Genomic DNA, 21,726 nt, shown 5'->3' on the forward strand with positions numbered 1-21,726 from the left:
GGTATTTTGGCAAGCGGTTGCGCATTCGGGGATCTCTCTTTAGGATGGCCGTGCACCTGCATGCGCAGGAACCGAGCACACGAAGCACCGAAGGCGGTAGTCAATGGCTGACTCGAACATCACCTGGACCCTCTCCGGATTCGGCGACGAGATCGATCCCGATCCGCTCGTGCAGGTCGCCGTCCTCAAGGCGCTCGGCGCGCGCCACATCGAGGTGCGCAGCGCCTGGGGAGTGAACGTCGTCGACCTCTCCGACGAGCAGCTCGCCGAGCTCACCCGGTTGCTGAAGGATGCCGGGATGCAGGCCTCCGCCGTGGCATCCCCCATCGGCAAGGTCGACGTCTCCCTCGAGCCGGAGCTGGAGGTCGAGCGCCTGCGCCGCATCATCCGCGTCGCGCACGCGCTCGAGACCCCGAACATCCGGATCTTCTCGTTCTTCCGCGGCGAGGGCGTCTCGGTGGAGAGCACGCGCGACGCCGTGATGGTGCGCATGCGCGCGCTGGCCGATGAGGCCGAGCGCGAGAAGGTCACGCTGCTGCACGAGAACGAGAAGGACATCTACGGCGACACTCCCGAGCGCGTCCTCGACCTGGTCGAGTCCGTCGGGTCGTCCGCCCTGCGCCTGGCCTGGGACAGCGCCAATTTCGTGCAGGTCGGCGTCGCCCACCCGCACGACGACGGCTTCGCGATGCTGCGCCCGCACCTCGACTACCTGCAGGTGAAGGATGCCGTCGCCGCCACCGGCACGGTCGTGCCGGCCGGTCAGGGGGATGGCCAGGTGCTCAAGACCATCCAGGCTCTCGCTGCCGACGGCTATGCCGGGTACGCATCACTCGAACCGCACCTCGACGAGGCGCACGCACTCGGCGGCTTCTCCGGTCCCGAGGCGTTCGGCCAAGCCGCGCGCGCCTTCGCCGGGCTGCTCGACCAGGCCGGCGTGGGCACCCGATGACCGTCCGCGCGGCCGTGATCGGCCTCGGAGACATCTCGGCGCTTCACCTCGACGCGATCGCCGGACTGGCGGATGCCGAGCTGGTCGCGGTCTGCGACATCGACGCGGAGCGCGCGCAGACCGCGGCCGCCCGCCTCGGCGTCGCCGCGTTCACCGACCACCGCTCGCTGCTCGCCGCGGCGAAGCCGGACGTCGTGCACATCTGCACGCCGCACTCCGAGCACGCCGTGGCCGTCGTCGACGCACTGGACGCGGGGGTCGACGTGATCGTCGAGAAGCCCGTCGCCCGCGACCCGCAGCAGGCGGCCGCGGTGGAGGATGCCGCGGCCCGCAGCTCCGCGAAGATCGCGGTGTGCTTCCAGAACCGATACAACACCCCGGTGCGCGCCGCGAAGGAGATGCTGGATTCCGGCGAGCTCGGCGCGATCACCGGAGCCGCCGGCACCGTGATCTGGCACCGCACGCCGGAGTACTACCAGGCCTCGCCGTGGCGCGGGACCTGGGCCGGCGGTGGTGGCGGGCTGCTGATGAACCAGGCCATCCACACCCTCGACCTGCTGCGCTGGCTGGTCGGACCGGTGACCGCGGTCGCCGGCACCGCATCCACACGCGCGCTGCCGATCGCCGTCGAGGACACTGCCGAGCTGACACTGACGCACGAGAACGGCGCGCACTCGGTGTTCTACGCCACCCTCGCGCACGCTGCAAACGAGCCGATCACGGTGGACATCGTCACCGAGAAGGCGCGGCTCAGCCTGCGCGGTGACCTGACCGTCACCTATGCGGACGGTCGCGTCGAGACGGTCGCCGAGGAGCGCCTCGCGACCGGCGAGCGCTCGTACTGGGGCGTCTCGCACGAGCGCCTCATCACCGACTTCTACCTGCGACGCGACGACGCGGAGCCGTTCTGGATCACTCCGGGCGACGGCGCGCGTCTCGTCGACATCATCCACGAGGTCTACCGGGGCTCCTACCCCGAGCAGTCCTCGCAGCTCACAGAGAACCCCGCACCCACAGAGAACGGAGTGGTCATCGCATGACTGAGAACAAGGTCCGCCTGGGCATCATCGGACTCGGTGCGGAGGGCGGCATGTACGCCGGCCTCATCGCCGACGGCAAGGTGCCGAACATGAGCATCGGCGCCATCAGCGACATCGACGCCGCCAAGAAGGCGCGCGCCGATGAGCTGAACGTGCCGTTCTACGAGGACTACCTCGCCATGATCGAGTCCGGCGACGTGGATGCCATCGTCACCTGCGTGCCGCACTACCTGCATCCCGAGATGGGCATCGCCGCCCTTCAGCGCGGCGTGCACACCCTGCTGGAGAAGCCGGTCGGTGTGTACACCAAGCAGGCCCGCGAGGTCATCGACCTCGCCGCATCCAAGCCCGAGCTCACCTTCGGCGTCTTCTTCAACCAGCGCACCAACCCGCTGTACGTCGACCTGAAGAACCTGATCGATTCCGGCGAGCTGGGCGCGCTGCGCCACACCTCGTGGATCATCACCAACTGGTGGCGTCCGCAGGGCTATTACGACCAGTCCGGCTGGCGCGCCACGTGGGGCGGCGAGGGCGGCGGCGTGCTCGTCAACCAGGCACCCCACCAGCTCGACCTATGGCAGTGGATGTGCGGCATTCCGAAGTCGTGCTTCGCCAAGCTCTCCTTCGGCTTCCGTCGCGACATCGCGGTGGAGGACGAGGTCAACGCGCTCGTCGACTTCGGCGACGGCGCCACCGGCCACTTCATGACCGCCACGCACGATCTGGTCGGCACGGACCGTCTGGAGATCCTCTTCGACAAGGGCAAGATCGTCGTCGACGACTCCAAGACCGTCACGATCACGCGTCTGAAGACATCCGAGCAGGAGCTGTCCAAGAGCCTCGGCATGGAAGACGTGATGAAGCTCTTCATGGGCCAGATGGACCCGGGTGAGTACTACGAGACCGAGACCAAGGAGTACGAGTCGGTCTGGGGTCTGCAGCACGCGACCGTGCTGCAGAATTTCGCCGCCAACGTGCTCGACGGCACCGAGCTGATCGCGCCCGGCCCCGACGGCATCAACGGCGTGCGCCTGGCGAACGCCATGCACCTGTCGGCGTGGACCGGCGAGGAGGTCGACATGGTCGACTTCGATGAGGAGCGCTACCTGGCCGAGCTGAACCAGCGCATCCGCAGCGAGGGGAAGTTCGCCGAGCGCAGCTGACCTCAGCACCCGCACGCACCCGCACGAGAGCCCTGCCCGCGACCTGGAGTCCGGGGGCAGGGCTCTCGTGCTTTCCGGCTCGGATAACGCGGACGTCACAACTTTTGACAATCGGTTGCCAAACCTGATTCCCTGCCCTAATGTGAATCCAAGCAATCTTCTGCAGCCATCCTGGCAACCGATTGCGTCCCTCACAGACGAGCATCCTCCAAGGAGAGAACAATGAAGTTTCGTCCCCTAGTCGCCTCCGTGACATTGGTCACGGCAGCGACCTTGATCCTGTCCGGCTGCGCCGGCCAGTCCGGCAATGCGAACAGCGGAGGGTCGGGCGCCGCAGGCGCCACCCTGACCCTCGGCTCCGTGTCGAACATCACCTCGTTCGATCCCGCCCAGGCGCACCTCGGCCACCAGATGCCGATCTACCAGGCGGCGTACGACACCCTCATCCTGCGCGAGCCGGACGGCACGCTGTCGCCGATGCTGGCGACCGAGTGGAAGTACAACGCCGACAACACCGTTCTGACGGTGGATCTGCGCGACGACGTGACGTTCTCGGACGGCGCGAAGTTCGACGCCGAGGCGGCCAAGGCCAACCTCGACCACTTCCTCGAGGCGAACGGCCCCGACGCGAACCAGGCGAAGTCCGTCGAGTCCGTCGCCGTGGTCGACGAGGACACGATCGACATCACCCTCTCCGCCGCCGACCCGGCGATGACCTACTACCTCAGCCAGGCACCCGGCCTGATGGGCAGCCCGAAGGCCCTGGGCTCGGACGGCATCAAGACCGCCCCGATCGGATCGGGCCCCTACGTGCTCGACCCCGCGAGCTCGGTGAACGGTTCGCAGTTCACGTTCACGAAGAACGACAAGTACTGGAACAAGGACCTGCAGAAGTACGGCAAGGTCGTCTTCAAGATTCTCACCGACACCACCGCGCGCGCGAACGCCGCAGTGTCCGGCCAGGTCGACGCCGTGCTGCTCGACCCCACGACGACCCAGCAGGCGGACAAGGCGGGCCTGAAGAAGACCGCCTACCCCGTCGACTGGCAGGGTCTGCTGCTCTTCGACCGCGGCGGCGCCGTCGCCCCGGAACTCGAGGACGTCCGCGTGCGCCAGGCGATCAACTACGCGCTCGACCGCAAGACCATGCTCGAGGAGCTCCAGCACGGCGAGGGCGAGGCCACCGCGCAGGTCTTCGGCAAGACCACCGACGCGTACATCCCCGCACTCGACGACGCCTATCCCTACGACCCGGCGAAGGCGAAGCAGCTGCTGGCCGATGCCGGCTACCCCGACGGCTTCACCATCAGCCTTCCGATGCTTCCGGGAACCGAGAGCATCCTGGCAATGGTCAAGCAGCAGTTGGCCGACGTGGGCATCACCGTCGACCTCGCCACCTCGCCTCAGGCGACCTACGTGTCCGACATCATCGCGGGCAAGTTCCCGGTGGCGTGGTTCAGCATCTTCCAGGGCGAGCCCTGGGTCGCGATCCGTCAGATGATCACGACGGATGCCGCGTACAACCCGTTCAAGACCACCGATCCCGGGCTGCAGGCGGACATCGACGCCGTCCAGACCGGTGGTGAGGAGAGCGGCAAGCTCGCCCAGAAGGTGAACCAGTACGTCACCGACGAGGCGTGGTTCGCACCGTTCTACCGAGTGAACCAGCTGTACTACACCAACCCCAAGAAGGTCACGGTCGTTCCGCAGGTTCAGCAGGCCGTCCCGAACCTGTACAACTACACGCCGGCATCCTGACGGCGGCGTGGGGGGAGGCCGCCGCCTCCCCCCACGATCCCGGACTCAACCAACGGATCGAAATGACATGTTGACCTTCATCCTCAAACGCCTCCTGGCGGGCGTCACCGTGCTGATCGCCATCTCGGTGGCGACCTTCTTCCTCCTCTACTTCTCCAGCAGCAACATCGCGCGCAACATCCTCGGCGAGTTCGCCACCCAGGACCAGATCGTCGCGAAGGAGCACGAACTCGGTCTCGACCAGCCGCTGTTCTCCCGGTTCCTGCAGTGGGCCGGGCGGGCGGTCACCGGCGATCTCGGAACCGCGTGGATCACCAACCAGCCCGTCGCGCAGTCACTCGCGCTGCGACTGCCGGTCACCCTCACCCTCGTGATCGTCTCCATCATCGGCATCGCGATCATCGCCACGCTCATCGGGATCGCCGCCGCAGTCCAGCGCGGCTGGATCGACCGCGTCGTGCAGGTCGCCGCCGTCATCGGCGAGGCGATCCCCGAGTTCGTGCTCGCGATTGCGCTGGTCACGATCTTCGCCATCCAGCTCGGATGGTTCCCCGCGACCAGCAGCATCCAGCCCGGCCTCCTCGATGCCGCGTGGATCGCATCGCTCACCCTTCCCGTGATCGCGATCGTCCTGAACGGCCTCACCAGCAGCGCGCAGCAGATCCGCAGCGCAGTGATCGCGCAGCTCGAGAAGGACTACGTCCGCACCCTCCGCAGTCGCGGCATCCCGGAGCCGGTCATCCTCTTCAAGCACGTCCTGCGCAGCGCTGCACCGGCCGGGCTCACCGTCCTCAGCCTGCGCTTCATCGGAATGCTCGGCGGTGTGGTCATCATCGAGCAGATCTTCGCCCTGCCCGGCATGGGCGCACTCGCCGTGCAGTCGACCACACTCGGCGACACCCCGCTGGTGATGGGCGTCGTGCTCTACACCGTGATCATCGTCATCATCGTGAACCTGCTCGTGGATCTCGCGAACGGATGGCTCAACCCGAAGGTGCGTGTCTCATGAGCGAATCGGCCGCCGCAGAGGCATCCGTCCAGATCAACGCGTCGCAGGCGACGATCGCCCGCACGCACGTCTTCAAGCGCATCCTGCGCAACCCCATGGGGCTCGTCGCGCTCGTCATCCTCACCGTCCTGGTCCTCGTCGCCGTGTTCGCGCAGCTGATCGCACCGTTCGACGCGAACTTCGCGAACATCGGCAAGACGCTGGCCTCGCCGGATGCCGTGAACCTGCTGGGCACCGACAGCGCCGGACGCGACACGTTCAGTCGGCTCGTGCTCGGCACGCAGACGACACTGCTGTCGGCTCTGCTGTGCGCCGCGGTGGCGATCGTACTCGGTCTGCCCTCGGGCCTGATCGCCGGGTACTACTCCGGGTTCTTCGACTCGGTGTCGAACTGGGTCGTCAACGTGCTGATGGCGATCCCCGGCATCATCCTGCTGCTCACCATCCGCGCGGCGTTCGGGCCCTCGGTGTGGATCTCGATGATCGCATTCGGCATCCTGATCAGCCCCGGATACTTCCGGCTGACGCGCACCGCGGTGCAGTCGGTGCGCAACGAGCTCTACGTCGACGCCGCGCGCGTCTCGGGTCTGAGCGACAGCCGGATCATCTCCCGCCACATCTTCTCGGTGGTGCGCGCGCCGATCATCATCCAGACGGCGATCGTCTGCGGTGTCGCGATCGCCGTCCAGTCCGGGCTCGAGTTCCTCGGGCTCGGCGACCCCGCGGTCGCGACCTGGGGCGTAATGCTCGCCGAGGGGTTCAAGAACGTCTACCTGAACCCGCTGCTGCTGGTCTGGCCTGCCCTCGCCATGGGCCTCGCCATCGGTGCGCTGGTGCTGCTCGGCAACGCCGTGCGCGACGCGCTCGAGGATCGCGAGAAGATCAGGGCGCCCAAGGGCGCCAAGGCCGACGTGGCCCGCCGCACCGAGCTCGTCGAGCCGGAAGGCGACCACCTGGTGTCGGTCTCGAACCTGGCCGTCGGGTACCCGCAGGCCGGCGGCGTCGTCAAGGAGGTCGTGCGAGACGTCTCGTTCACGGTCGATCGGGGCGAGGTCCTCGGCATCGTCGGCGAGTCCGGTTCGGGCAAGTCGCAGACCGCGTTCTCGATCCTCGGGCTCCTCCCGCCGGAGGCGCGCATCGTCTCGGGCGCGATCAGATTCGACGGCGAGTACACCGTCGCACCTGGCGACGTGACCGTCGACCAGTCGCGACTGAGCCTGCTGCGCGGCAAGCGCATCTCGTACATCCCGCAGGAGCCGATGTCGAACCTCGACCCGGCGTACACGATCGGCTCCCAGCTCGTGGCGCCGATGGTGCGAGTGCTCGGCATCAGCAGGTCGGAGGCGCGCAAGCGGGCGCTGAAGCTGCTGGCCGATGTCGGCATCGTGAGCCCGGAGCGCACCTTCGCCGCCTACCCGCACGAGGTGTCGGGCGGAATGGCCCAGCGCGTGCTGATCGCCGGTGCGATCAGCTGCGAGCCCGACCTCATCATCGCCGACGAGCCGACCACGGCTCTCGACGTCACGGTGCAGGCCGAAGTCCTCGACCTCATCCGCGACCTGCAGATGCGGCTCGGCGTGGGCGTCATCCTCGTCACCCACAACTTCGGCGTCGTCGCCGACCTGTGCGACCGTGTGGTCGTCATGCAGAACGGCCGCCTCGTCGAGAGCGGCGACGTGCGCGAGGTGCTGCGCAACCCGAAGGATCCGTACACGATCAAGCTGCTGTCCTCGATGCTCGAGGGCAAGGAGCCGATGAAGATGCTGGTGACCGCAGAAGGAGGGTCGCAGTCATGACCGAAGCGACACGCGCCGAAGGCGCACTGCTCGACGTCGATGCGCTCGTCGTCGAATACCCGGGCAAGGGCTTCCGCGCCCAGCCGTTCCGCGCTCTCACCGACATCTCCATCTCCATCGGACAGGGCGAGACGCTCGGCCTGGTGGGAGAGTCCGGGTCAGGCAAGACGACGCTGGGGCGGGCCGTGCTCGGTCTCGCCCCCGTCAGCGGCGGGTCGATCTCGTTCGAGGGCAAGGACATCAGTCACGCCACACGCAGACAGCGGCAGAAGCTCAGTCGCGACCTGCAGGTGGTGTTCCAGGACCCGTACACCTCGCTGAACCCGGCGATGGAGGTCGGCGACATCCTCGCGGAGCCGCTCGGCATCCAGGGCATCGGAAAGTCCCAGTCCCGCTCGCGGGTCAAGGAGCTCCTCGACCAGGTGAACCTGCCGACGGACGCGCTGCGCCGTCAGCCCCGCGAGTTCTCCGGCGGCCAGCGTCAGCGCGTGGCGATCGCGCGTGCGCTCGCCCTGTCGCCCAAGCTCATCGTCTGCGACGAGCCGGTCTCGGCCCTCGACCTGACGACGCAAGCCACCGTGCTCGATCTGTTCCTGCAGATCCAGCGCGACACCGGCGTCTCGTACCTGTTCATCTCCCACGACCTGGATGTGGTCCGCCACATCAGCCATCGGGTCGCGGTGATGTACCGCGGAGAGATCGTCGAGCAGGGCGATGCCGCCCAGGTCACCGGCGATCCACGTCATCCGTACACGCAGAAGCTGCTGCTCGCCTCCCCGGTGCCCGATCCCGATCGGCAGCAGCAGCGCCGAGCCGAACGACGCCGCCTTGCAGCGGAGACGGCGGGCGAGAGCGGCTACCGCCCGACAGAAGCCCCGACGGGCACGGTCCGCAGTGTATTACGGTAGATCGAGGCGTCGGGGAATCGCTTCCCCTGCGACCTCCCCGAGCAGGAAGGAGCATCAGCGTGGCAGCTGACAATGCGGGCGCCGCGCCGGTGCGCAGAAGGCGGGCGGGATCCGCGCCGACCATCTACGACGTCGCCAGGCTCGCCGGGGTGAATCCCTCCACGGTCTCGCGCGCGCTAAGCCAGCCCGGGCGCATCAACGTCAACACCGAGGCGAAGATCCACGCGGCCGCCAAGGAGCTCAAGTACCGGCTCAACCCGATGGCGCGCGCTCTTCCGACCGGACGCACGAACACGCTCGGTCTGCTGATCGCGGACATCACGAACCCGGTGATCTTCGGCATCGTCCGCGGTGCCGAGAAGGCCGCGACGGCGAACGGCTACACCCTGGTCGTGAGCGAGTCGCAGGAGTCGGGCGAGGTCGAGGCGCGCTCCGCGCAGCGCATCCAGCCCGCCGTCGACGCGCTGATCCTGGGCACTTCCCGCCTGGCGGATCCGCAGATCGTGGCGCTGGCCGAGGCGAAGCCACTGGTCGTGCTGAACCGGACGATCCCCGGGGTCGCCAGCATCACGCCGGACCTGGAGCCCGGCGTCGATCAGGCGCTCGCGCACCTGGAGATGCTCGGGCACCGCACCCTGCTCTTCCTGGATGGCCCGAAGGGCTCGTGGATCAGCGGCAGACGGTGGGATGCCCTGCAGAAGGGCGCCCTGGCGCGGGGGATGTCGATCGCATCCGCCGGGCCGAACCAACCGACCCTGGACGGTGGGCACGCCACCCTGTCGCGCGTGATCGCTTCACCGGCCACGGCGATCATCGCGTACAACGACCTGATGGCGATCGGGCTGCTGCGCGCCGCAGGCGAACAGGGCATCTCCGTTCCCGGGCGCTTCAGCATCGTCGGATTCGACGACAGCTTCGGCTCGGATTTCACCTCGCCGCCGCTCACCACGGTGCGCTCACCGCTCGCCGAGGCGGGCGAGCTCGCCGTCCTGCGCGCGCTCGAGCTGGTGGGTGCGGATGCCGGCGCGTCTGCGGAGACCGCGCCGGAGCACGGCCTGGAGACCGAGCTCATCATCCGCGGGTCCACGGGACCTGCGCGCCAGTCCTGATCCACCAGCGCCGCGTGCCCCGGCATCCGCTCTGACGCATCTGCACTGTCGGCGACGGATGTCGGCACAAACGACGGATGTCGGCTCAGATCACTGATCTGAGCCGACATCCGTCTTCTGAGCCGACAGGTGAGCCGGCCGGGGTCAGAACAGGTCGCTCTTTCCGAGTGCGACCAGGTTGTCGTAGGACGTCTGCAGGCAGTCGAAGACGTCGCGACCGTACAGGTCATCCTGCTCGACGAGCAGGTACTCGGCGTCGCTGGCGACGGCTTCGTCGATGATGGCGCCGAACTCCAGGTTGCCCTCGCCGACCTCGGCGAACTGCACGACACCGGTGAACGCGGCCATGAACGTCTTGAAGTCGCCGGCCTCGAGCGCGGTGAATGCGTCTGCGGGCAGCTGCCCGATGCGGTAATCCTTCAGGTGGATCATCGCGACGCGGTCGCTGTACTTGCGGATGGTGGCGACCGGATCCTTGCCGCCGCGCTGGATCCAGTGCACGTCGAGCTCGAGGCCGACCTGCGGTGCCCGATCGGCGATGATGTCGAGCAGCAGCTTGCCGTCGTACTTCGCGAACTCGATGTGGTGGTTGTGGTAGTACAGGCGGATGCCGTCGTCGGCGAGGCGCTTCGCGTACTCGTTGGTCTCATCCGCGAAGGCGAGCACCTTCTCGAGCGAGGCCATCGCATCGAACGGGAGCATCCCGATGCGAACCATGGTGGTGTCCAGCCGCCTGCAGTCAGCCACGATCTTGTCGTAGTCCTCGGTGAGCGTGTCGATGGGCATGCCGGTCGACCGCAGCCCGGTCGAGAGGGATGCGATGTCCATCCCGAGCTCGTCGCGGGCCCGGACGAGGTCGTCGACATTGTCGACGGTCATCGGGATCTGGGAGATCTCGACGGCGTGGTAGCCGATGTCGGTGATCTTCCTGAGCGTCTCGAACGCGCCTGTCTCGGCGAAGCTGTCCTTGAGCATCATGGCCTGGACGCCGATTTTCGTCACTGTGTCTCCTTCGTTGGAGTCGACCTTCCCGGCCGACGAAGATGCGCCTGCTTCAGGCGTTTCCAGTCTGACACGCACCCCGCGATATGGCAACCGGTTGCCCATGCCTGTCCTGGCATCCGCACCAATCCCGCTCGCGTTTTTGGCAATCGCTTGCCAAAAACGGGCGAACGTGATTTACTGTGTCAGACAATCCACCCCGGCAATGACGCGCACCGCAACGATGCGAAGGGAAGGCTCCATGAACCAGCCGAGCACCACGGCCACCCCCACCACGGGAGCCCGCCGCCTCAGCAAGCTGAGCATCATCGGCTACGGCGCCGGCGACGCCGCGAACAACCTCGCGTTCACGACCGCGACGATGTTCCTGCTCGTGTACTACACCGATGTCGCCGGCATCTCGGCCGCCGCCGCCGGCACCCTGCTGCTCGTGGTCCGCATCTTCGACGCGTTCGCCGACGTCTTCGCTGGCCGCATCGTCGACAAGACGTTCAGCAAGCGCTTCGGCAAGTTCCGCCCGTTCATCATGTTCGGCTCCGTGCCGCTGCTGCTGCTCTCGGCCGCCGCCTTCAGCATCCCGCAGATCGGCGAGAGCGGCATGCTGCTGTACGCCTACCTCACCTACGCCGCGCTCGGCCTCGCGTACAGCCTGGTCAACATCCCGTACGGCTCGCTGGCCGGCGCGATGACCCAGGATGCCGGTGAGCGCGCGAAGCTCGCCAGCGCCCGCACCATCGGCGCCATGATCGTCGGCGCCGGTCTCGGCATCTTCGTCGCACCGCTCATCGTCCCCGGCGCCGACCTGCAGGCCATGTTCACCTTCATGACCCTGGGCTTCGTGGTCGTCGGCACCGCCCTGTACATGTTCACGGCCTTCACCGCGAAGGAGAAGGTCGCCCGCTCCGTTCAGCACGTCACCATGAAGCAGAGCTTCGCCACGCTCAAGGGCAACCGCCCGCTGCTGATGCTGTGCGTGAGCTCGTTCATCTTCCTGACCGGCATGCTCGCGCTGAGCACCATCCAGCTGTACTACCTGCGCGACGTGCTGCACGCGCTGCCGCTGTACGCCGTGGTGTCCATCGCCCAGATCATCCTGACCTTCGCCCTCGCTGCCGTGCTGCCCCTGATCGTGCGCACCTGGGGCAAGCGCGCCTGCTACATCGCCGGCGGACTGATCATGGGCCTCGGCGGTGCGTTGATCTTCTTCTCCCCCGCCGAGACGGTCTGGCTCGGCTTCACGGGCCTGCTGATCGCCCAGCTCGGTCTGGTGCTGGTCAACATGCTGGTCTGGGCTCTGGAGGCCGACACCGTCGAGTACGGCGAGTGGAAGACCGGCGTCCGCTCCGAGGGCATCATCTACGCGCTGTTCTCGTTCACCCGCAAGACCGGTCAGGCCGTCGGTGGTGCACTCGCCGCGTTCGCCCTCTCCTGGGGCGGCTACGCTGCAGGTGCGGCGCAGCAGACCGCGCACGCCGAACTCGGCATCCGTGCCGGAGCCGGTCTCATCCCGCTGATCTGCTCGGTACTGGCCATGGCGGTGATGATCTTCTACCCGCTCACCGATCAGCGCCATCGTGAGCTCCTCTCGGAGATCGCCGAGCGGCGCGAGAGCACCGCGACGGCCGAGCCCATCGCACCGGACCTGTCCACCGCAGCATTCCAATCGCACCGAACCGGCACCCGCGCTCCGCGGATCGACTGATCCGCAGCGCGAACCCCGCCGCCGAACCTCAAGAAGGAGCCCGAGAATGATCATCGACAGAGCAGAAGTCATCGTCACCAGCCCCGACCGCAACTTCGTGACGCTCAAGCTCACCACCGACGACGGCATCGTCGGCCTCGGCGACGCCACGCTGAACGGTCGCGAACTCGCCGTGGTCTCGTACCTGACCGACCACGTCGTCCCGCTGATGATCGGCCGCGACGCGCACCGCATCGAGGACACCTGGCAGTTCCTCTACCGCTCGGCGTACTGGCGCCGCGGTCCGGTCACGATGGCCGCGATCGCCGCCGTCGACATGGCGCTGTGGGACATCAAGGCCAAGGCCGCCGGGATGCCGCTGTACCAGCTGCTCGGCGGGGCATCCCGCACCGGCCTGCTGGCGTACGGGCACGCCTCGGGCAAGGAGCTGCCCGAGCTGTTCGACAGCATCCGCGAGCACCAGTCGCAGGGCTACCGCGCCATCCGCGTGCAGACCGGCGTTCCCGGCCTGAAGGCCATCTACGGCATCGCATCGCAGTCCGCCGACACCTTCGGCGGCGAAGCGCGCTACGACCACGAGCCCGCCCGCCGCGGCGCCCTGCCGACCGAGGAGGACTGGGACACCCGCGCGTACCTGCGTCACCTTCCCGGCGTCTTCGAGGCGGTGCGCAACGAATTCGGCGCCGAGATCCCCCTGCTGCATGACGGCCACCACCGCATGACGCCGCTGCAGGCCGCCAAGCTCGGCAAGGAGCTGGAGCCCTACGACCTGTTCTGGCTCGAGGACTGCACGCCAGCCGAGAACCAGGAAGCCCTGAAGCTCGTGCGCCAGCACACCACCACCCCGCTGGCGATCGGTGAGATCTTCAACACGATCTGGGACTTCAAGGATCTGATCCGCGACCAGCTGATCGACTACGTGCGCGGCGCGGTCACCCACATGGGTGGCATCAGCCCGCTGAAGAAGACGGTCGACTACGCCGCGCAGTACCAGATCAAGTCGGGCTTCCACGGCCCCACCGACGTCTCCCCCGTGGGCATGGCCGCGCAGATGCACCTGGGCCTCGCGATCCACAACTTCGGCATCCAGGAGTACATGCAGCACGGTGAGAAGACCGATCAGGTCTTCCAGCAGTCGTACACCTGGCAGAACGGTCTGCTGCACCCCGGCGACAAGCCCGGCATCGGTGTGGACCTCGACGTCGACGCTGCGGGCAAGTACCCGTACGAGCAGGCCTACCTGCCGTACAACCGCCTGCACGATGGCACCGTCCACGACTGGTGAGCAGCTGCATGACCAGTGATCCGGTGACGGATGCTGCGACCCGGGACTCCTCATCACACGGCCCGCTCGTCGTGATGGGGGTCTCGGGCGTCGGCAAGAGCACGATAGCGCATCTGCTCGGCGAGCGGCTCGGGATGCCGTACCTCGACGCCGACGACCTGCACGGCGAGGCGAACGTCGCGAAGATGGCCTCAGGGATCCCGCTGACCGATGAGGATCGGATGCCGTGGCTGCATCGCGTCGGCGACGCTCTCGCCGCCGAGGTCGCACCGGTGATGGCGTGCTCCGCGCTGAAGCGCTCGTACCGCGAGGTGCTGATCGCTCACGCCCCGCACGCGCGGTTCGTGATGCTCGCCGCCGACGCGGAGCGCATCTCGTCGCAGGTCTCCGCGCGCACCGACCACTTCATGCCGGCCGCGCTGCTGCGTTCGCAGCTCGACACCCTCGAGCCCCTCGGAGTCGGCGAGCCCGGCCTGGTCGTGATCGTCGACGCCCAGCCCGAGGCGCTGGTCGAGCGCATCGTGTCGCTGGTCGGCGCCCGGGTCTGATCCGCGCCGGTCCGCGGCGACTTCGCCCTTCGCCTCTTCACCCCTTCGCGGGTCGCAACACGCCGCGTCCTCACGCGGGATCCGGCGTGTTGCGCCCTGCGAGTGCGGATGCCGTGGGTCGTCCATCCTGTCGCAGCCGGATCCTCGGAATGCGACAGGATGGAACCCATGACTGCTGATGCGACCAGCCTGCACGCGCTCCTCGACGGCGGCACCCCGCTGAACTGGGTGCTGACCGGCGACTCGATCACCCACGGGCTCGTGCACACGCAGGGCGCCCGCACCTACGCGGAGCACCTGCACGAGCTGATCCGCGGCGACCTGGTGCGCACACAGGATGTGGTGATCAACACGGCCATCAGCGGCTGGCGCGTCGTGCAGCTGCTGGAGGACTTCGAACGTCGCGTCGCGACCTGGCGTCCGCAGGTCGTGACGCTGATGATCGGCACGAACGACTGCTCCACCACTGGCGCGCTCGGCACGATCGAGGCGTCGGAGTTCGCGGCATCCGTCACGGAGTTCGTCGCGCGCGTGCGCGATCTCGGCGCCATCCCCGTGCTGCAGACGCCGCCGACGATCGACCCGCTGAACGCTCCCGAGCGCTCCCGCATCGGCGAGTTCGTGCAGGCGATCCGAGACGTCGCCGCTGCGCAGGACACGATCCTGGTCGACCAGTTCGCGCGCTTCTCCGAGCTGGGCGCGGACAAGGTCAACCAGGTGCCCTGGGCACTGATGGGCGACCCGTTCCACCCGAACGCCGCCGGCCACGCCGTGCTCGCGCTCGGCCTGGCCGAGGCCCTCGGGCTGGAGGCGGAGCCGGTGCGCGACCGGGTGCTCGCGGGCCTGCGCGGGCAGCTGCTGCTCGCGCACTGAGCCCGGTCCCCGCCTTCGCAGGTCACGACTCGCGGCATCCGCCCGCGCGACGCGGCGCGTTGCGCCCCGCGAACCGGGGCGCCGCCGACCGAACCCTCAGTCCGCGGTCGCGATCCGTCCGGGGATCGCGGCGATCAGCTCACGGGTGTACTCGTTCGACGGGCGCTCCAGAACCTCGGCGGCGTCGCCGCTCTCGACGACCCGTCCCTTCTGCATGACGTCGATGCGGTCCGAGATCTGGCGCACCACACCCAGGTCGTGCGAGATGAACAGGTAGCTCAACCGGAACTCGGCCTGCAGATCGACGAGCAGCTGCAGGATCTGCTCCTGCACCGCGACGTCCAGCGCCGACACCGGCTCGTCGAGGATGAGCAGATCGGGCCCGAGGGCGAGGGCTCTGGCGATCGCCACGCGCTGCCGCTGCCCGCCGGACAGCTCGCCCGGCCTTCGCGCCGCGAGGTCGGGGTCCAGCTGCACCCGGTTCAGCAGTTCCCGCACCAGCTCGCGCTGACTGCGCCGGTCGCCGATGCGAAAGGACCGCAGCGGCTCGGCGACGATCCGCTCCACCGTCATCCGCGGATCCAGCGACCCGAACGGGTTCTGGTAGACGACCTGCATCCGACGGCGCAGCTGCCGCATCGCCTCACCGCCGGCGCGGGTGATGTCCTCGCCGTCCAGCAGGATCGTGCCGGCATCCGGCTGCACCAGCCGCGCGGCGATCCGCGCGCTGGTCGTCTTGCCCGATCCGGACTCGCCGACGATCGAGAGGGTCCTGCCCCGCGGCACGGCGAACGACACGTCGTCCGCGGCGAGGAAGGAGCCGCCGCGCACGCCGTAGCTCTTGGAGATCCCGCGCACTTCGAGGATGCTGTCGGCATCCGTCCGGTCAGCCGCCACGCGCTCTCGGAAGGTTGCGAACAGCGCGCCCTCGTCGGAGCGCGAAGCCGCATCGCGCACCTGCGGGGCGAGGCGCCCTTCGCGCAGCCCGGGAGCCGCGGCGACGAGTCGCCGGGTGTACTCGTGGGCCGGCGCATTCAGAACGTCCGCCGTCACCCCGCGCTCGACGATCTCGCCGCGGTACATCACGATGATCTCGTCTGCGCGGTCGGCGGCGACGGCCAGGTCGTGCGTGATCAGCAGCACCGCGGTGCCGTGCTGCTCGACGAGGTCGTCGAGCTGATCGAGCACGTGCCGCTGCACGGTCACGTCCAGTGCACTGGTGGGCTCATCGGCGATCACGAACTGCGGGCCGCACGCCCACGCGATGCCGATCAGGGCGCGCTGGCGCAGCCCACCGGACAACTCGTGCGGGTACTGGGCGGCGCGCAGCGCCGGCTGCGGAATGCCGACCTCGTCGAGGATCTCGATGGCCCGCGCGGCTGCGGCGGCCCGCGGCATCCGCCTGTGGATGCGCAGCGTCTCGGCGATCTGCTCCCCCACGCGCATGAGGGGGTTGAGCGAGGAGCCGGGATCCTGCGGAACGAACCCGATCTGCGCGCCGCGGAGCTTGCGCAGCGCGCGCTCGGGCAGCTTGACGAGGTCGTTCCCGGCGAAGCGGATGGCCCCCTCGGTGATCCGCCCGTTCTCGGGCAGGCGGCGGATGAGCGCCTGCGACACCGTGGACTTGCCCGATCCGGACTCGCCCACGAGTGCGACGACCTTGCCCGGCTGCACGTCGAACGAGATGCCGTGCACGACCTCCGACCAGCGGCCACGGGTGCTGTACTCGACGCGCAGCCCCTCCACGGTCAACAGCGCTTCGCTCATCGCTCGCCTCCGATCGCTCGCGCCACACGGTTCACGGCCAGCACGACCGCGAGGATCACCAGGCCCGGAATGATGCTCAGCCACGGCTGCGAGGCGATGAAGTCGCGTCCTGCCGATGACAGCGCACCCCACTCCGGTGCGGGCGGCGGCGCACCGAACCCGAGGAAGGTGAGCGCGGAGACGCCGAGGATCGCCGTGCCCAGCTCGAGGGCGGCGAAGGCGATGACCGGGCGGGCGGCGTTGGGCAGCACGTGCCGGAAGATCACGGCCGGCATCCGGGCGCCGAGCGTGCGCGCGGCCTCGACGTACTCGGCGCCGCGCACCTTGATCACCTGCGACCGCATCACGCGGGCGAAGCTGCCGGCGGCGCCGAGGCCCACACCGAGCCCGATCGAGATCGGGCCGAAACCGAGGCTCGCGACGACGATCAGGGCGAGCAGGATGCCGGGGATCGCGACCAGCACGTCGACGACGCGCATGACGGCGAAATCGACCGGCCCGCCGAGGAAGCCGGAGGTGAGGCCGACCAGCCCGCCGATGACGACGCCGACGAGCACGGCCAGTGCCGCCGAGACGATCGACAGCGCCGCGCCGTGCACGACCCGCGAGTACACGTCCCGACCGAGGTTGTCGGTGCCGAACAGGTGCTCGGCACTGGGCGGCAGCAGCCGCTCCTTGGGGACCGAGGCGAACGGATCGTGGGTGGCGAGCAGCGACGGGGCGACGATGGCCGTCGCGACCACCGCCAGCACGATCAGGCTGAGGACGAATCCGGGCTGGCGGAGCAGTCTCATGCGGGCACCTCCTGCGTCGCGGCCTGCGGGCGCGGACGTCGGTTGCGCCCGGCCCGCCCGGAACTCCCGGCCCGCCCGGAACGACGCGTGCGGGGATCGATGACGCCGTAGGCGAGATCGACGATGAGGTTGACCGCCGCGTACACCGCCGCGATCATCAGCACGATGCCCTGGATGACGTTGATGTCCCGCGCGAGCACGGCGTTCACCGTCATCCGTCCGATCCCGTCTCGGGAGAACACCGTCTCGACCACGGCGGTTCCCGCGGCGAGGTAGCCGATGGTCAGACCCAGGATGGTGATGGTGGGCAGCAGCGCGTTGCGCAGCAGGTGCGCGGTGAAGATGCGCCGCGGCGGGACGCCCTTCGCCACGGCGGTGAACACGTGCTGGCTGGCCTGCGCCTCGAAGATCGCGGCCGAGAACACCTGGAACAGGATCGCCGCGACGGGCAGCGCGAGGGTGACGGCGGGGAGGATCGCGCTGCCCGGCTGACGACTGCCCGACGAGGGCAGCCAGCCGAGGGTGAAGGAGAAGAAGCTGATCAGCAGCAGACCGGTGAGGAACGCGGGGATCGCGACGCCGAAGGGCGGGATCTGCAGCAGCAGGTTGCGCAGCCACCGGAACGGGGCGAGGAAGGCGAGGAAGGCGAAGACCGCGGCGATCACGATCGCGATGACCAGCGCGATTCCGGCGATCTCCACCGAGTTCGGCAGCGTGCGGGCGATCATGTCGCCCACCGGCCGACCCGTGGCGATCGAGACGCCGAGATCGCCGGCGAACAGCATCCCGAGTCGGTGCCAGTACTGGTCCCAGGGAGTCCCCGCCAGCCCGTACTGCTGGCGCAGCTTCTCCAGTGCCTCGGGGTCGACGATGGTGTCGCCGCCGCTCTTGCTGGCCAGCGCCGCGAGCAGCGGGTCGCCGGGCAGGAAGGTGATCAGAAGGAACACGACCGTGTACGTCGCCAGCACGACGAAGACGAACTGTGCGAGCTTCGGGCCGATGTAGCCCAGTACGCGGAGTACGGCGCTCATGTGGTCGTTCCCATTCCGATCCCTTCCTGCGGCGGCCGGCTCAGCCCTTGACGGTCACGTCGTGGAGGATGATCCGCGACGAGGAGTCGAACTCGACGCCGGAGACGCCCTGCTGCGATGCGTGCACCTGAGCCACTTCGAGCAGCGGAACCAGGAAGGCGTCGTCGATGATGCGCTTCTGCGCGTCTTCTAGGATGCCGGCGCGGGCGGCCGGGTCGGCCGTCTCGGCCTGCGTGGCGAGCTGCGTCTCGAGCTCCGGGTCGCTGACCACGGCCCAGCGGGCGGCGGATGCGGTGGAGAACATGACCCGCAGCACGTCGGGGTCGGTGCGGGTGAGGCCTGCGCCGAGGAAGTCGAAGTCCTTCGACGCGACCGCACCGAAGAAGTCTCCGGCCGTGACCATGTTGATCTTCAGCTCGATGCCGGCCTTGGCGAGCTGCGCCTGGGTGGCCTCGAGCACGTCCTGTCCGTAGAAGGCGGTCACTGCGACGCTGAGCTTCTTGCCGTCCTTCTCGCGAACGCCGTCGGATCCCTCGGTCCAGCCCGCGTCGTCGAGGATCTTCTCGGCGCCCTTCAGGTCGTACGCCAGAGCATCCTTCTGAGAGAGGAACGACGGGGTCGCCGAGCTGAGCACGCCGCCGGCCGGCGGAACCTTGCTGGACCCGGTCAGCTCCGAGATCTCGGCACGGTCGGTGGCGAGGATCATCGCCTTGCGCACGGCGGGGTCCGACACGATCGGGCGATCGGTGTTCGGCACGAGCGAGTGCGGGATGCCGGGGTTGGCGCGCGCGTAGATCGTGAACTCGTCCGTGCCGAAGCGCTTCTCATCCGCCGCGGGCAGGTCGAGGATCATGTCGAACTCGCCGGTCTGCAGACCGCCGGTGCGCACACCGGGCTCGGGGGTGACCGCGAAGGTGACCGTCTTGATCGCCGCGTCGCCCTTGACGGTGCGCAGCTCGGAGCCCCACTCGTAGCCCTTGCGGGCGGTGAGCACGACGGAGTCGTTGGAGGTGTAGGTGTCGAGCACGAAGGGTCCGGATCCGACGGGCGTCTGGCAGCGCTGCTCCGCGGTCATGGCGACGGTCGCGTCGGAGAGCAGGCCGAGGGTGATGGTGCTCGCCCCCTGCAGGAACTGGGCATTCGGCTCGGCGAAGCCGACCTTCACGGTCGAGGCGTCCACGACCTCGGTGCCCTGGTAGCCGGCCAGGTACTGCGAGGCGAGCGCTGCCGTGCTGCCGAGAGCGGCCAGCGCGTCGAAGTTCGCCTTGACGGTCTCCGCGGTCAGCGGGCTGTCGTCGCTGAAGGTCACGTCGTCGCGCAGCGTGAAGGTGAACTCCGTGAGGTTGTCGTTCGCCTCGTAGCTCTTGGCCACCCAGGGGACGATCTCGCCGGTCTCGGGGTCCTGATCGACGAGGGAGTCGACCAGCTGACGACCGATGTTCAGTGCGGTGGTGAGTGTCACCTGCTGCGGGTCCAGGCATACCGGGTCGTCCTGGACGGCGATGTACAGCTCGTCCTTCGCCTCGCCGCCTGTGTCTCCCCCTCCGGTGGTCGTGCAGCCGGCCAGCAGGCCGACGCCGATGGCGGCGGCACCGATGGCGGCGACCCAGCGTGCGGATGCGTGTCGTGGTGACATGTTCACGATCTTCCTCTCAGAGTCCAACAGGTGCTGCGCGACCGTCAGGCAGCGCTCGGCAGCGAACCGTGCACGAGACGGCCTCGTGACACGACGGCGACGATGTTCTCGACGTCCAGGTCGTCGATGTTCTCCCACGGGCGACCGCGCAGCACGACGAAGTCGGCGCCGTGACCGGGAGCCAGCGTGCCGATGCGGTCCGCCATCCGGACGACGGCGGCGGCATCGGAGGTCGCGGCCTTCAGCGCGCGCTCGGCGGTCCAGCCGAACATGCGCGCCATGAGGCGGACCTCCTCCATCTGGTCGCCGAACTGCACGAAGACGCCGTTCGCGTCGGTGCCGAGGACGAAGCGGATGCCGGCGCGGCCGGCGTCTCCGAACAGCGAGTCACGGTAGGCGACGACCTCCTTCGCCTTCTCCTGCGCTTCATCGCCGACGTCGACGCGGCCCTCGGCGATGGCGTCGTTGATGAGCAGCGTCGGGGCGACGGAGATGCTGCGCTCGATGAGCCGATCCCACTGGTCGCGCTCCAGCCCGGTGCCGTGCTCGATGGAGTCGACGCCGGCGGAGAGGGCGATCTCGTTGCCCTCGGCGGAGTGGCTGTGCGCGGCGACGGGCATGCTCAGCGCGTGCGCCTCGTCGATGGTCGCGCGGATCTCGTCGAGCGTCTGGTTGCGCCAGCCCACCTTGTCGCCCATCGAGAGCACGCCACCGGTGGTGAAGATCTTGATGCCGTCCGCGCCCATGCGGGCGAACTCGCGGACGAGCTTGCGGCACTCGTCGGGGCTGTCGGCGGTGCGGCCGCGGTGCGGGTAATGCGGTGGGATGAAGAGGTCGCCGTGACCGGCTGTCATGCCGACGGCGCCGTGCACGAGGATGCGCGGTCCCTGCTGGATGCCCTCGTCGAACGCCCGCTTCACGGCCAGCTGCCGCTCGTCACCCGAGAGATCGCGCAGCGTGGTGACCCCCGCACGCGCAGCCTTCTGCGCGTTGTTCGCGATATGGAAGACCTGTTCCTCCCACGGGGTGATCAGCGGCCACGACGACCAGTCCGCGCGGCCCGAACCGGAGTAGGCGCCGAGGTGCACGTGGGTGTCGATCAGGCCGGGGATGACGCAGTACCCGTCGAGCGAGGGCTCATCGGGCTCGACGGCATGGATCCGGTCGCCCGCCCAGTCGAGGCGGCTCGCCCCGAGGAAGGACTGGCCGTCCCAGACGGGGATGCCCCGGATGCTGTCGATCTTCGTCGTCACTTGCGCTCCTCTGTGCGGGTGGACTGAAAGTAGCAGAGAAACCGCACTTGTTGATAGGTATAGTCCATACTTGCTCAACTTGTTGACTAGTTGAGATTTT

18 protein-coding genes are annotated in these 21,726 nt (G+C 68.3%); 12 read left to right on the top strand and 6 right to left on the bottom strand.

Annotated features, from left to right (window positions below; translation table 11 throughout):
- The first annotated feature begins 103 nt into the window (after window positions 1-103).
- The 8 genes from QF046_RS10825 (at window position 104) to QF046_RS10860 (ending at window position 9,735) form a co-directional block, all read left to right on the top strand.
- Window positions 104-952, top strand: coding sequence for a sugar phosphate isomerase/epimerase (locus QF046_RS10825; protein WP_307369597.1), 849 nt, complete (start codon window positions 104-106; stop codon window positions 950-952).
- The gene (locus QF046_RS10830) at window positions 949-1,992 is read left to right on the top strand and encodes a Gfo/Idh/MocA family protein (RefSeq protein ID WP_307369600.1); all 1,044 of its coding nucleotides are present in this window, start codon (window positions 949-951) and stop codon (window positions 1,990-1,992) included. Before QF046_RS10825 ends, QF046_RS10830 begins: the two co-directional genes overlap by 4 nt.
- Complete coding sequence (locus tag QF046_RS10835; RefSeq protein WP_307369601.1) at window positions 1,989-3,155, top strand: Gfo/Idh/MocA family protein; 1,167 nt, start codon at window positions 1,989-1,991, stop codon at window positions 3,153-3,155. The genes QF046_RS10830 and QF046_RS10835 overlap by 4 nt, the downstream gene beginning before the upstream one ends.
- 222 nt (window positions 3,156-3,377) lie before the next feature.
- Entirely contained in the window at window positions 3,378-4,913 is a 1,536-nt protein-coding gene (locus QF046_RS10840; protein WP_307369603.1) for an ABC transporter substrate-binding protein, read from the top strand.
- Between the two features lie 67 nt (window positions 4,914-4,980).
- Entirely contained in the window at window positions 4,981-5,922 is a 942-nt protein-coding gene (locus QF046_RS10845; protein WP_307369605.1) for an ABC transporter permease, read from the top strand.
- Window positions 5,919-7,718, top strand: coding sequence for a dipeptide/oligopeptide/nickel ABC transporter permease/ATP-binding protein (locus QF046_RS10850; protein ID WP_307369608.1), 1,800 nt, complete (start codon window positions 5,919-5,921; stop codon window positions 7,716-7,718). The genes QF046_RS10845 and QF046_RS10850 overlap by 4 nt, the downstream gene beginning before the upstream one ends.
- Complete coding sequence (locus tag QF046_RS10855) at window positions 7,715-8,626, top strand: ATP-binding cassette domain-containing protein (RefSeq protein ID WP_307369610.1); 912 nt, start codon at window positions 7,715-7,717, stop codon at window positions 8,624-8,626. Before QF046_RS10850 ends, QF046_RS10855 begins: the two co-directional genes overlap by 4 nt.
- A gap of 59 nt (window positions 8,627-8,685) precedes the next feature.
- Window positions 8,686-9,735: a LacI family DNA-binding transcriptional regulator gene (locus QF046_RS10860; protein ID WP_307369612.1), complete on the top strand. Its 1,050-nt coding sequence runs from the start codon at window positions 8,686-8,688 to the stop codon at window positions 9,733-9,735.
- Between the two features lie 144 nt (window positions 9,736-9,879).
- On the opposite strand, the gene QF046_RS10865 is transcribed toward QF046_RS10860, so the two are convergent.
- Window positions 9,880-10,737 (bottom strand): sugar phosphate isomerase/epimerase, encoded by an 858-nt coding sequence (locus tag QF046_RS10865; protein WP_307369614.1) that lies wholly within the window; start codon window positions 10,735-10,737, stop codon window positions 9,880-9,882.
- Between the two features lie 241 nt (window positions 10,738-10,978).
- Here QF046_RS10865 and uidB point away from each other — a divergent pair, with 241 nt between their 5' ends.
- From uidB to QF046_RS10885, 4 genes are all read left to right on the top strand, one after another.
- A complete protein-coding gene (gene uidB, locus QF046_RS10870; RefSeq protein ID WP_307369616.1) occupies window positions 10,979-12,439 on the top strand; it encodes a glucuronide transporter in 1,461 nt (486 codons plus the stop codon).
- 46 nt (window positions 12,440-12,485) lie between these two features.
- On the top strand, window positions 12,486-13,724 hold the full coding sequence (gene manD / locus QF046_RS10875) for a D-mannonate dehydratase ManD (protein WP_307369618.1): 1,239 nt from the start codon (window positions 12,486-12,488) through the stop codon (window positions 13,722-13,724).
- A gap of 8 nt (window positions 13,725-13,732) precedes the next feature.
- Window positions 13,733-14,272: a gluconokinase gene (locus QF046_RS10880; protein WP_307369621.1), complete on the top strand. Its 540-nt coding sequence runs from the start codon at window positions 13,733-13,735 to the stop codon at window positions 14,270-14,272.
- 168 nt (window positions 14,273-14,440) lie between these two features.
- Window positions 14,441-15,145, top strand: a complete 705-nt coding sequence (locus tag QF046_RS10885; RefSeq protein ID WP_307369623.1) for an SGNH/GDSL hydrolase family protein — start codon at window positions 14,441-14,443, stop codon at window positions 15,143-15,145.
- A 96-nt stretch (window positions 15,146-15,241) separates the two neighbouring features.
- On the opposite strand, the gene QF046_RS10890 is transcribed toward QF046_RS10885, so the two are convergent.
- The 5 genes from QF046_RS10890 to QF046_RS10910 are packed head-to-tail and all read right to left on the bottom strand — an operon-like array spanning window position 15,242 to window position 21,626.
- Entirely contained in the window at window positions 15,242-16,912 is a 1,671-nt protein-coding gene (locus QF046_RS10890) for an ABC transporter ATP-binding protein (protein ID WP_307369625.1), read from the bottom strand.
- Entirely contained in the window at window positions 16,909-17,706 is a 798-nt protein-coding gene (locus QF046_RS10895) for an ABC transporter permease (RefSeq protein WP_307369628.1), read from the bottom strand. Before QF046_RS10895 ends, QF046_RS10890 begins: the two co-directional genes overlap by 4 nt.
- Window positions 17,703-18,737: an ABC transporter permease gene (locus QF046_RS10900; protein ID WP_307369630.1), complete on the bottom strand. Its 1,035-nt coding sequence runs from the start codon at window positions 18,735-18,737 to the stop codon at window positions 17,703-17,705. The genes QF046_RS10895 and QF046_RS10900 overlap by 4 nt, the downstream gene beginning before the upstream one ends.
- Before the next feature lie 40 nt (window positions 18,738-18,777).
- A complete protein-coding gene (locus QF046_RS10905) occupies window positions 18,778-20,373 on the bottom strand; it encodes an ABC transporter substrate-binding protein (protein ID WP_307369632.1) in 1,596 nt (531 codons plus the stop codon).
- Between the two features lie 44 nt (window positions 20,374-20,417).
- A complete protein-coding gene (locus tag QF046_RS10910; RefSeq protein WP_307369634.1) occupies window positions 20,418-21,626 on the bottom strand; it encodes an amidohydrolase family protein in 1,209 nt (402 codons plus the stop codon).
- Between the last annotated feature and the right edge of the window lie 100 nt (window positions 21,627-21,726).

It is taken from the genome of Microbacterium sp. W4I4 (assembly GCF_030816235.1).
In the GTDB taxonomy this organism is placed as follows: Bacteria; Actinomycetota; Actinomycetes; order Actinomycetales; family Microbacteriaceae; genus Microbacterium.

Coding starts and splice junctions, on each gene's coding strand:
- QF046_RS10830 (WP_307369600.1), top strand. CDS start 949: ATGACCGTCCGCGCGGCCGTGATCGGCCTCGGAGACATCTCGGCGCTT.
- QF046_RS10840 (WP_307369603.1), top strand. CDS start 3,378: ATGAAGTTTCGTCCCCTAGTCGCCTCCGTGACATTGGTCACGGCAGCG.
- QF046_RS10885 (WP_307369623.1), top strand. CDS start 14,441: ATGACTGCTGATGCGACCAGCCTGCACGCGCTCCTCGACGGCGGCACC.
- QF046_RS10905 (WP_307369632.1), bottom strand. CDS start 20,373: ATGTCACCACGACACGCATCCGCACGCTGGGTCGCCGCCATCGGTGCC.
- QF046_RS10845 (WP_307369605.1), top strand. CDS start 4,981: ATGTTGACCTTCATCCTCAAACGCCTCCTGGCGGGCGTCACCGTGCTG.
- QF046_RS10855 (WP_307369610.1), top strand. CDS start 7,715: ATGACCGAAGCGACACGCGCCGAAGGCGCACTGCTCGACGTCGATGCG.
- QF046_RS10880 (WP_307369621.1), top strand. CDS start 13,733: ATGACCAGTGATCCGGTGACGGATGCTGCGACCCGGGACTCCTCATCA.
- QF046_RS10900 (WP_307369630.1), bottom strand. CDS start 18,737: ATGAGCGCCGTACTCCGCGTACTGGGCTACATCGGCCCGAAGCTCGCA.
- QF046_RS10825 (WP_307369597.1), top strand. CDS start 104: ATGGCTGACTCGAACATCACCTGGACCCTCTCCGGATTCGGCGACGAG.
- QF046_RS10895 (WP_307369628.1), bottom strand. CDS start 17,706: ATGAGACTGCTCCGCCAGCCCGGATTCGTCCTCAGCCTGATCGTGCTG.
- QF046_RS10850 (WP_307369608.1), top strand. CDS start 5,919: ATGAGCGAATCGGCCGCCGCAGAGGCATCCGTCCAGATCAACGCGTCG.
- QF046_RS10835 (WP_307369601.1), top strand. CDS start 1,989: ATGACTGAGAACAAGGTCCGCCTGGGCATCATCGGACTCGGTGCGGAG.
- uidB (WP_307369616.1), top strand. CDS start 10,979: ATGAACCAGCCGAGCACCACGGCCACCCCCACCACGGGAGCCCGCCGC.
- manD (WP_307369618.1), top strand. CDS start 12,486: ATGATCATCGACAGAGCAGAAGTCATCGTCACCAGCCCCGACCGCAAC.
- QF046_RS10890 (WP_307369625.1), bottom strand. CDS start 16,912: ATGAGCGAAGCGCTGTTGACCGTGGAGGGGCTGCGCGTCGAGTACAGC.